Here is a 9,371-nt window from a genome sequence, read left to right as displayed (position 1 = left end):
CCCCTGCCCCCGCTCCCGAGCCGGCCCCGCCGACGCCGGCCGCCGACCTCGCGGTGCTGCAACCCTGCGGCGCGCGGGCGGCGCGCTTCGAGGGCGCCAAGGGCTTCGACGTGGTGGTGACGCGGATCGGCCGCGCCAGCATCGCGAACCCGCTGCGGCCGCTGACGCCGGAAACCAGCCAGGTGCTGCAGGTGGTGATCGCGGCCAAGCCCGCCACCGCCTACGGGCCGGACCTGACGGCGCTGCGCCGCGGGCCCGCCCCCGCCGCCCTCGAAACCCAGCTCGGCGCCCCGATCCGCTGGGAGAACGGCCTGCCGGACCTGCCCGACCCGCTGCCGATCGTCGCCGAGGACGGCACCCCGCTGGCCGCGCTCGCCTTCCGCGCCTGCATCGACCCGCCCGCCGTCGCCGCGCCGCCGGTGGTTGCACGCGGGACCAAGGGGAACGGCCAAGGGGCGGGCAGGGGGGCGGGCAGGGGGAACGCCAAGGGCAACGCCAAGGGGAACGCTCTGGAAGCCGGGCCGGCGGACGGCGCGCCCGACCCGAGCGGCGCCGGCCAGGAACCGGCGAAAGCGGCCGCGCGGAGGCCGGCGAAACCCGCGCCGCGCAAGGATGCGGCCCCGAAGGCCCCGCCCGGCTTCCACGTCCCGCAGGGCGCCATCGCCGAGTAGGCGCGGGGTTCTGGCGGAGGCTCGCCGCGTTCTTCCCGCGCCTGACGCGGGTTGTCGTGCGCGCATCTCCGCAGGACGGCCCCGGATGGCTCGTTCGCGGTGCGGGACGGCCCCCTCTCCCGTCCGGGAGAGGGTTGGGGTGAGGGGTGCGACCTCGCCGGAAAGACCTGTCCCCTCGCCCTGTCCCTCTCCCGAACGGGAGAGGGGATCCGCGCCTCGCCGGCACGAGGCGCGGGTGCGACAGCCTTTTCGGCCGAGGCAAGCGCGTGCTGAATGTGCCACCACGGTCCCCGGACCGAGCCTGATCGAAGGATGCGAGGAACCATGGCGGAGATGACGGCGGCCGGGGTGATCGCGGCGCTCGGGCTTCGGCCCCACCCGGAGGGCGGGCATTACCGCGAGACCTTCCGCGATCCGAGCCTGGTCGCGGGCCGCTCGGTCGGCAGCGCGATCTACTACCTGCTCGACGTCGGCGAGGTCTCGGCCTGGCACCGCGTCGACGCCGCCGAGATCTGGCACTGGCACGCCGGTGCGCCGCTGGTGCTGACCGTGAGCCCGAACGGCCACGACGCCGCCGCCCACCATCTCGGCCCGGACCTGGCGCGCGGGCAGCGGCCGCAGCTGGTGGTCCCCGAGGGCCATTGGCAGACGGCGACCAGCCTCGGTGCCTGGACGCTGGTCGGCTGCACGGTCTCCCCCGCCTTCGACTTCGCCGGCTTCGAGATGGCCCCGCCTGACTGGCGCCCGACGCCGCGGTGACCCGGGCGCGTCCGGGCCGGGCCGCCGAGACGACGGCCGCGCATCCCCTCGCCCATCGCACCGCGGGCCGGGAGAGGGAAGGCGGCGCCGCCGATCGTCGATGCGGACGCGACGCCGCTTCCGCTCACGCCCCGCGGCGCGAGGCCCGCAGCGCGACGAGCGCCCCGGCGACGATGAGCGCGCAGGCGAGGCCGAGCACCGGGGTCGCGGCGGCGTAGCCCGCGGCGACGAGGATCAGCGTCGAGAGCACCGGCGCGGCGTAGGCCGCGACGCCGAGCAGGCGGATGTCGCCGCGCTTGCAGCCAATGTCCCACAGGTAGAACGCCGCCCCGACCGGGCCGAGGCCGAGGGCCGCGACGGCGCCCCATTGCAGCGCGCCCGCCGGCCACGCCGTCACCTCCCAGGCGCGGTGGCAGGCGAGGCTGAGCGCGGCGGTGGCGAGGCAGAAGCCGGCGACCGCATCCGTCGGCACCGCGCCGACCCGGCGCGACAGCACCGAGTAGCCCGCCCAGACGAAGGCCGCGGCGAGCGAGGCCGCATAGCCCGGCAAGGCCGCGTCCGAGAGGAAGCCCGCAGCGCCGCCGCGAAGGTCGCCGCGGCCGAGGAACAGCGCCACCACGCCGGCGAGCCCGAGCACCGCGCCGAGGAGGTGGCCGGGCCGCAGCCCGCCGGCGCCGGGGAGCCGCGCCGAGAACAGCACGATCAGCAGCGGCCAGAGATAGTTGATCAGCCCGGCCTCGGCCGGCGGCGCCAGCCGCAGGGCGGCGAAGTACAGGGCGTGGTAGCCGAACAGCCCGCCGACCCCGAGCGCCCAGACCGGCCAGGGCTGGCGCAGGGACGCGAGGCCGGCGGCGATCCCGCCCCGGCGCGACAGCCAGCTCGCGCAGCCGACGAGGCCGCCGAGCGCGAACGTCATCGCCGCGAGCTGGAACGGCGGCACCGCCCCCGACGCCGCGGTGAACAGCGCCAGCAGCGACCACAGCAGGATCGCGCCGCAGCCGAGGAGGGTGGCGGAGGAGGAGGAGATCGCGCGAGACCCGTGATCGCGGAAGGGATTCCGCTCTCCCACGGACCCGCGGGCGAGGGCAACGGGGTTTTGGCGCGGGGCAGGCCCGGTCGGACGGCATCCCGGAACCACGCATCTCCCTCACCCCGCCGAGAAGCCGTCCGCGTCGCGCGCCGCGTGCAGGAAGCCGATCAGGCGTTCCGCCAGGAGGCCCGGCGGCTTCGCCGGGCGGATCAGCAGGGTCGCGATCGGCATGCGGGGGCGGAAGGGGCGCAGCACGATCGGCAGGGCGAGGTCGCGGGCGGCGACCGGGTCGACGATGGCCAGCCCCAGACCCTCGGCGACGAGGCCGCAGCGGGCGGCGGTGTACTGCGCCGTCGGGCCGAAGCGCGGCGCCAGGCCGGCGTCGCGGAACGCCGCCTCCACCGCCTGCTGGAAGTCGCCGGGCGCGCCGGCGATCAGCGGCACGTCGGCGAGGTCCTGGACCGTGATCGCGCGCCCGCCCGCCAGCGGATGGCGCCGGGGCAGGGCGCAGACCGCGTCGACCGTCAGGAACGGCTCGGCGATCACCCCCGCATGGCCGGAGCGCGGGCGCACCAGGCCGAGATCGCACTGGCCGGAGGCGGCCCAGGACCAGATCGTGTCCGGCGCCGGCACGTGCACCGCGACCCGGGCTTCGGGATGCGCCGCCCGGAGGCGGCCGATCGCCCGCGGCAGCAGGCGGGCGACGAGCGACGGCTGGCAGGCGATGCGCAGCGGCCCGGTGCCCATCTCGCGGATGCGGCGGGCGGCCTCGCGCAGGTGGTCGAGCCCGGCATAGGTGCGCTCCACCTCGCGGGCGAAGGCCTCGCCCTCCGCGGTCGGCACCGCGCTGCCGTGCCCGCGCAGGAGCAGCGGGAAGCCGAGGTCGCGCTCGAGCTGCGCGACCGCGCGGCTCACGTGCGGCTGTCCGATGCCGAGCGCCTCGGCCGCCCGCGTCATGCCGCCATGGCGCAGCACCGCGCGGAACAGGTCGAGATGGGCGGGGTTCATCATGCCCGATTCGCATGAAAAGCGAGGTTTCGGGCATTTGACGGCATGGGGCGGCGGTGGTTGTCAAGGCGCGGGCGCAGCCGGAGCGGCCGGCGGGACGGCGAACGCGATGCGGACGATCCTCAAACCGACGAATTCGACATCGACGATCCCGGCCCGGGCGACTCATGCGGGCTGGGGCAGCGGGCTCCTCGGCATCCTCATCTTCAGCGCCTCGCTGCCGGCGACGCGGGTGGCGGTGGCCGGCTTCGCGCCGCTGTTCCTCACCGCGGCCCGCGCCGCGATCGCGGGGCTGCTCGGGGCGGGGCTGCTGCTGGCGTTGCGCGCGCCGCGGCCGCTGCGGCGCGACCTCGGCCCGCTGGCGATCGTCGGGCTCGGCGTGGTGATCGGGTTCCCGCTGCTCACCGCGCTGGCGCTTCGGCACGTCACGACGGCCCATTCCATCGTCTTCCTCGGCCTGCTGCCGCTGGCGACGGCCGTGTTCGGCGTGCTGCGCGGCGGCGAGCGGCCCAGGCCCGCCTTCTGGCTGTTCTCCGGCCTCGGCGGCCTCGCGGTCGCGGGCTTCGCCCTGGCGCAGGGCGGGGCCGGGTCGCTCGCCGGCGACCTGTCGATGCTGGCCGCGATCCTGCTCTGCGGCCTCGGCTACGCCGAGGGGGCCGCGCTGTCGCGCCGGCTCGGCGGCTGGCAGGTCATTTCCTGGGCGCTGGTGCTGTCGCTGCCCGTCACCCTCGCGCTGGCGCTCGCGACCCTGCCGGAGGCGTGGGACGTCGGCTGGCCGGCCTGGGCGGCGCTCGCCTACGTCTCGGTGTTCAGCATGCTCGTCGGCTTCGTGTTCTGGTATCGCGGGCTGGCGCTCGGCGGCATCGCCGGCGTCGGCCAGCTCCAGCTGCTGCAGCCGTTCCTCGGCCTGGCGCTGGCCGGCCTCCTGCTGCACGAGCCCGTGGCGCCGGGCATGCTGCTCGCCACCGCCGTGGTCGTCCTGTGCGTGGCCGGGGCCAAGCGTCATGCCTGACGTTGTCCGTCGGGCGATCGCGCGGGCTCACGCCGCCTGTCGCGCGACCGGACGCGGCGCGGGGCCTTCCCTCGCCGGCCCAATGCACTCACGCATCGTGCAGGTCGAGCCGACGCGATCCGCGTCGATCGGTTCGCCCGGGGCAGAGACGTTAGGCGGCGCTCGCGCTGGCGATGGTGCTGCCGACGGCTTCCGCAATCGGCTTGAAGGCGTTGACGAGATCCGGGTCGACCTTGCCGGTCATGCCGCGGAGGAGGTCGTAGGCGGCCTCGCCCGAGAGCGGGCGCTTGTAGGGCCGCCGCTCGATCAGCGCCCCGTAGATGTCGCAGACCGTGATCAGGCGCACGAGGTCGGGGATCTGCCGCGCGGTCAGCCCGTCCGGATAGCCCGAGCCGTCGAGCGCCTCGTGGTGGGAGCGCACGACCGCGAGCATCGCCGCCGGGTAGTCCTGGCCCTGCAGCATCTCGATGCCCAGCACCGGATGGGTCCGCATCACCGCCATCTCGGCCTCGTCGAGGCGGGCCGGCTTGTTGAGGATCGCCAGCGGGATGCGGGCCTTGCCGAGGTCGTGCAGCAGCGCGGCCTGGGTCAGGTCGCGGCAATCCTGCGTGCGCAGGCCGAGCTGCCGGGCAAAGCCCGCCGCGAGGCCGGCCACCAGCAGGCAGTGCTGGTGCGTCGCGTCGTCGAAGCGCCAGACCACGTCGAGCCAGCCGCGGATGTCGGCCTTGTTGAGGGCGCCGACCACGAGGTCCGCGCCCGCCGCCGCCATCGCCGGGGCCGGGGCGCGGCCGGCGCGGCCGAGGTCGAAGATCCGCGTCAGCGCGGTGTCGGCCTCGGCGATGGCGGCCCGCACCGCGGTCCGGCCGCCGTCGGGCGCGGAAGGGGGCGCGGAGGGAAGCGCGGCGTCCGGTGCGGGCGATGGCGCCGGCGCGTCGACCGAGGGCGCCGGCACGACGGCGCGCAGGGCCGGCACGAGCTCGCGCAGCACCGCGTCGGCGCGGAGCGTGCGGGTCGCGCCGAGGGCCTGCGCCTGCAGGTGCGCCCGGGGCGTGTCCTCGTGGAGGACGCAGAGGAAGGGGACGCGCCCCGGGCCGAGCCGGTGCATGTACCGGTGCAGGCCCGAGACCTGCTGCGAATGGGCCAGCGAGGCGTCGCCGACCACGGCGACCACCTGGGACAGGTCGGGCGCGTTCCGGGACTGGTAGGGATCCAGCAGGTCGATCACCAGCGGCTCGCCGAGCGGTCGGAGCTGCCCGGCGAGCCTCCGGCCGCGCTCGGGCTGATCGGTGAGGACCAGGATCGTCTTCATGGATGTGCTTCGCCGCCCGCGATCCGCCCTTTCGCGCATCATGGGCCTGATTCCTCACCAGCGATTAAAGCAATCGCGGGTTGAGCGCGCAAAAAGCGGCCGGCGTGCATTGGCCTATAGGCACCGCGACGGGCAGATCCGGCTAGAACCCCCCCCCCTGCGTCCCGCCGCCGCATCCGCAGCCGGCGGCGGTGCCCGATCGCGCCGGCGATGCCGGGGCGGGAAGCGTCGGGCGGCCGCGGACCCGGTCCGGGCGGGGGACCCGGGCGGCCCCCCGCGCCGTCGCTCAGGCGATGTACTGGGCGCCGTTGATCGTCAGGGTCGAGCCGGTGATGAAGCCCGAATCCTCGGCGGCGAGGTACTCGACCGCGCGGGCGATCTCCTCGGCCTCGCCCAGCCGCCCGACGGGGATCGTCGAGATGATCTTGTTGCGCACGTCCTCGGGCACCGCCATCACCATGTCGGTGGCGATGTAGCCCGGCGCGATCACGTTGACGGTGATGCCCTTCGCGGCGCTCTCCTGGGCCAGCGCCTTGGCGAAGCCGATCACGCCGGCCTTGGCGGCCGAGTAGTTGGCCTGGCCGATCTGGCCCTTCTGGCCGTTGATCGACGAGATCAGGATGATGCGCCCGAAGCCGCGGTTGCGCATGCCCTCGATCACCGGGCGGGTCACGGTGAAGGCCGAGTCGAGGTTGGTCTTGATGACCGCCTGCCACTTCTCGAAGGTCATCTTGTGGAACAGGCCGTCGCGGGTGATGCCGGCGTTGTTCACCAGCACGTCGACGGGGCCGACCTCGGCCTCGACCGCCTTGATGCCGGCCTCGCAGGCGGCGAAGTCGCCGACGTCGAACTTGAACACCGGGATGCCGGTCTCGGCCTTGAAGCTTTGAGCCGCCTCGTCGTTGCCGCCGTAGTTGGCGGCGACCTTGTAGCCCTTGGCCGCCAGGCCCTTCGAGATCGCCGCGCCGATGCCGCGGGTGCCGCCGGTGACGAGGGCGACGCGTTGCTGAGCCATGGTTTCCTCCAGTTTCTTGAACGTGTTCCAGTTTCTTGAACGTGTTCTCGGTCGCGATCGGGCCGGGTGCGACGGGCGTCGCCTCCGGCCCGCGGATGGTGCCGTCATGCCGCGTGCGGATGGCGTCCGCACGCGAAATGTTTTGCGTCCGGCCTAAAGCCGGATTTTCGGCTCCGGAGAGCTGTGGCTCACGCGCGCTCGATGCACATGGCGACGCCCATGCCACCGCCGATGCACAGGGTGGCGAGGCCCTTCTTGGCGTCGCGGCGCTTCATCTCGTGCAGCAGGGTGACGAGGACGCGGGCGCCGGACGCGCCGATCGGGTGGCCGATGGCGATGGCGCCGCCGTTGACGTTCACCTTGGCGTCGTCCCAGCCCATGTCCTTGTTCACCGCGAGCGCCTGGGCGGCGAAGGCCTCGTTCGCCTCGATCAGGTCGAGGTCGGCGGGCTTCCAGCCGGCCTTGTCGAGCGCCTTGCGCGAGGCCGGGATCGGGCCCGTGCCCATGACCTTGGGGTCGACGCCGGCGGTGGCCCAGGACTTGATCGTGGCGAGCGGGGTGATGCCGCGGCGCTCGGCTTCCGAGGCCGACATCAGCACGATCGCGGCGGCGCCGTCGTTGAGGCCGGACGCGTTGGCGGCCGTCACCGTGCCGTCCTTGGAGAAGGCCGGCTTCAGCTTGGCCATCGCCTCCACCGTCGCGCCGTCGCGGATGTACTCGTCGGTGTCGACGACCACGTCGCCCTTGCGGCCCTGGACGGTGACCGGGGCGATCTCCTCCTTGAAGCGGCCCTCCTTGCGGGCGGCCTCAGCCTTGTTCTGCGAGCGGGTGGCGAACTGGTCCTGCTGCTCGCGGGTGAGCTGGAAGGCCTGCGCCACGTTCTCGGCGGTGGTGCCCATGTGGTAGCCGTTGAAGGCGTCCCAGAGCCCGTCCTTGATCATGGTGTCGACGAGCTTGACGTCGCCCATCTTCTGGCCGCCGCGCAGGTACTGCGCGTGGGGGGCGAGCGACATCGACTCCTGGCCGCCGGCGACGATGACGGTGGCGTCGCCGTTGGCGATCTGCTGCATGCCGATGGCGACGGTGCGCAGGCCCGAGCCGCAGACCTGGTTGACGCCCCAGGCGGTGGCCTTCTCGGGGATGCCGGCGGCGATGGCGGCCTGGCGGGCGGGGTTCTGGCCGGCGCCGGCGGTGAGCACCTGGCCGAAGATCACCTCGTCCACGTCGTCGGGGGAGACGCCGGCGCGCTCGAGGGCGGCCTTGATCGCCACCTTGCCGAGCTCGTGCGCGGGCACCGTGTTGAAGGCGCCGCCGAACGAACCAACCGCCGTGCGCGCCGCGCCGACGATGACGATGTCTTCGCTTGCCATCTGAAACGTTCTCCTCGTGGTCGGCCGGCGCGTCTTGGAGATCGCGCGCTCGAAAATGCCGTTCCCCCGGATGAAGGGCCTCGCTCGATCGAAGTCAAGAAGGCTGAACCGCCGGGCGTGACGCTCGGCGGGCGGCGGCTGCTCGCTCGGGCGACCCGGGACGCGCCGGGAATTAGCATTATTCCGCGGGAAAAGGCGCCAGATTGCTATTTTCGTCGCCGGCTGAAAGCCTTAAGGTCGAGATCGGCGCGTGGGCGGCTCCCGGCGGCGGGGGCCCGGCCGTGGTCGTCGCGCGATCGGGGAGAGGCCGCAGAGATGGCGGACAGCGTCAAGGCACAACAGACCGTCATCAAGAAGTACGCCAACCGGCGCCTGTACCACACCGGAACCTCGACCTACGTCACCCTCGAGGACCTCTCGACGATGGTGCAGAACGGCGAGGACTTCGTCGTCTACGACGCGCGCACCAGCGACGACATCACCCGCTCGGTGCTGACGCAGATCATCTTCGAGCAGGAGAACAAGGCCGGCGCCGACAACCTCCTGCCGGTGGCGTTCCTGCGCCAGCTGATCCGCTTCTACGGCGACAGCATGCGCACGATGGTGCCGAGCTTCCTCGAGTTCTCGATGGCGAACTTCGCGCGTGACAAGGACGGCCTGCGCGAGAAGTTCTCGACCGGATTCGGCTCGTCGGCGTTCCAGAGCGCCATCGAGCAGCAGGTGCGGGCCAACATGGGCTTCTTCGGCGACGCCATGAAGATGTTCACCGGCTTCACCCCGCCCGGCGTGACGAACGCCGGCACCCATGCCGGGCAGGCCGCCCCGCCCGCGCCGGCCGCCGCCGCCGCCGGCAGCGACCTCGACGACCTCAAGCGCCAGATGCTGGCGATGCAGGAGCGCCTCGAGGCGCTGGCGAAGAAGTAGGGATCTCTTCCCGCCCCCGACGGATCTCGGGCTTGCCCGAGATCCGCACCCCGTGTGCCCAGGTCGGGCAGGCCCGACTTGGGTGCGGGGGAGGGGAGAGGCGCGTGCCGATAAAAGGTTGACGAACCGTTAACATCGGCCCCACCTTTGCAGCGCCGGCCCCGACCGGGCCGGGAGATGCGGGCGATGATGCAGATCGGGACAATCGGGCGTGTCGGGACGGTACGGGCGACCGTGCGGCCGCAGGCGCCCGAGCCGCGGGAGCCGGCGCGG

General features: G+C 73.6%; 9 protein-coding genes. 4 read left to right on the top strand and 5 right to left on the bottom strand.

Annotated features, from left to right (window positions below; all coding sequences use genetic code 11):
* On the top strand, positions 1-671 hold a 671-nt coding region (locus tag FV227_RS29345), incomplete at its 5' end, for a hypothetical protein (RefSeq protein WP_187274961.1).
* A 324-nt stretch (positions 672-995) separates the two neighbouring features.
* Positions 996-1,430: a cupin domain-containing protein gene (locus FV227_RS26565; RefSeq protein ID WP_147730017.1), complete on the top strand. Its 435-nt coding sequence runs from the start codon at positions 996-998 to the stop codon at positions 1,428-1,430.
* 124 nt (positions 1,431-1,554) lie between these two features.
* On the opposite strand, the gene FV227_RS26560 is transcribed toward FV227_RS26565, so the two are convergent.
* Together FV227_RS26560 and FV227_RS26555 are read right to left on the bottom strand one after the other, a co-directional pair.
* Positions 1,555-2,457 carry an EamA family transporter gene (locus tag FV227_RS26560; protein WP_147860292.1) on the bottom strand — a complete coding sequence of 301 codons (903 nt, stop codon included), beginning with the start codon at positions 2,455-2,457 and terminating at the stop codon, positions 1,555-1,557.
* A gap of 120 nt (positions 2,458-2,577) precedes the next feature.
* Positions 2,578-3,471, bottom strand: a complete 894-nt coding sequence (locus tag FV227_RS26555; RefSeq protein WP_147729849.1) for a LysR family transcriptional regulator — start codon at positions 3,469-3,471, stop codon at positions 2,578-2,580.
* Between the two features lie 106 nt (positions 3,472-3,577).
* On the opposite strand from FV227_RS26555, the gene FV227_RS26550 reads away from it, so the two are divergent.
* A complete protein-coding gene (locus FV227_RS26550) occupies positions 3,578-4,480 on the top strand; it encodes a DMT family transporter (RefSeq protein WP_147860291.1) in 903 nt (300 codons plus the stop codon).
* Between the two features lie 151 nt (positions 4,481-4,631).
* Here FV227_RS26550 and FV227_RS26545 read toward each other — a convergent pair whose 3' ends face one another.
* The 3 genes from FV227_RS26545 to FV227_RS26535 form a co-directional block, all read right to left on the bottom strand.
* Positions 4,632-5,789 (bottom strand): HD domain-containing phosphohydrolase, encoded by a 1,158-nt coding sequence (locus FV227_RS26545; RefSeq protein ID WP_147860290.1) that lies wholly within the window; start codon positions 5,787-5,789, stop codon positions 4,632-4,634.
* Positions 5,790-6,075: 286 nt separating this feature from the next.
* On the bottom strand, positions 6,076-6,804 hold the full coding sequence (phbB, locus tag FV227_RS26540; RefSeq protein WP_147729164.1) for an acetoacetyl-CoA reductase: 729 nt from the start codon (positions 6,802-6,804) through the stop codon (positions 6,076-6,078).
* A 188-nt stretch (positions 6,805-6,992) separates the two neighbouring features.
* Complete coding sequence (locus FV227_RS26535; protein ID WP_147729163.1) at positions 6,993-8,174, bottom strand: acetyl-CoA C-acetyltransferase; 1,182 nt, start codon at positions 8,172-8,174, stop codon at positions 6,993-6,995.
* 315 nt (positions 8,175-8,489) lie between these two features.
* On the opposite strand from FV227_RS26535, the gene phaR reads away from it, so the two are divergent.
* Entirely contained in the window at positions 8,490-9,098 is a 609-nt protein-coding gene (gene phaR / locus FV227_RS26530) for a polyhydroxyalkanoate synthesis repressor PhaR (RefSeq protein ID WP_147860289.1), read from the top strand.
* Positions 9,099-9,371: the final 273 nt, after the last annotated feature.

The organism is Methylobacterium sp. WL119 (genome assembly GCF_008039875.1).
In the GTDB taxonomy this organism is placed as follows: Bacteria; Pseudomonadota; Alphaproteobacteria; order Rhizobiales; family Beijerinckiaceae; genus Methylobacterium.
The sequence above is the reverse complement of the archived record's forward strand: the minus strand, read 5'-3'. Positions and strand labels throughout refer to the sequence as shown.

Coding starts and splice junctions, on each gene's coding strand:
- FV227_RS26565 (WP_147730017.1), top strand. CDS start 996: ATGGCGGAGATGACGGCGGCCGGGGTGATCGCGGCGCTCGGGCTTCGG.
- FV227_RS26555 (WP_147729849.1), bottom strand. CDS start 3,471: ATGATGAACCCCGCCCATCTCGACCTGTTCCGCGCGGTGCTGCGCCAT.
- FV227_RS26550 (WP_147860291.1), top strand. CDS start 3,578: ATGCGGACGATCCTCAAACCGACGAATTCGACATCGACGATCCCGGCC.
- FV227_RS26545 (WP_147860290.1), bottom strand. CDS start 5,789: ATGAAGACGATCCTGGTCCTCACCGATCAGCCCGAGCGCGGCCGGAGG.
- phbB (WP_147729164.1), bottom strand. CDS start 6,804: ATGGCTCAGCAACGCGTCGCCCTCGTCACCGGCGGCACCCGCGGCATC.
- FV227_RS26535 (WP_147729163.1), bottom strand. CDS start 8,174: ATGGCAAGCGAAGACATCGTCATCGTCGGCGCGGCGCGCACGGCGGTT.
- phaR (WP_147860289.1), top strand. CDS start 8,490: ATGGCGGACAGCGTCAAGGCACAACAGACCGTCATCAAGAAGTACGCC.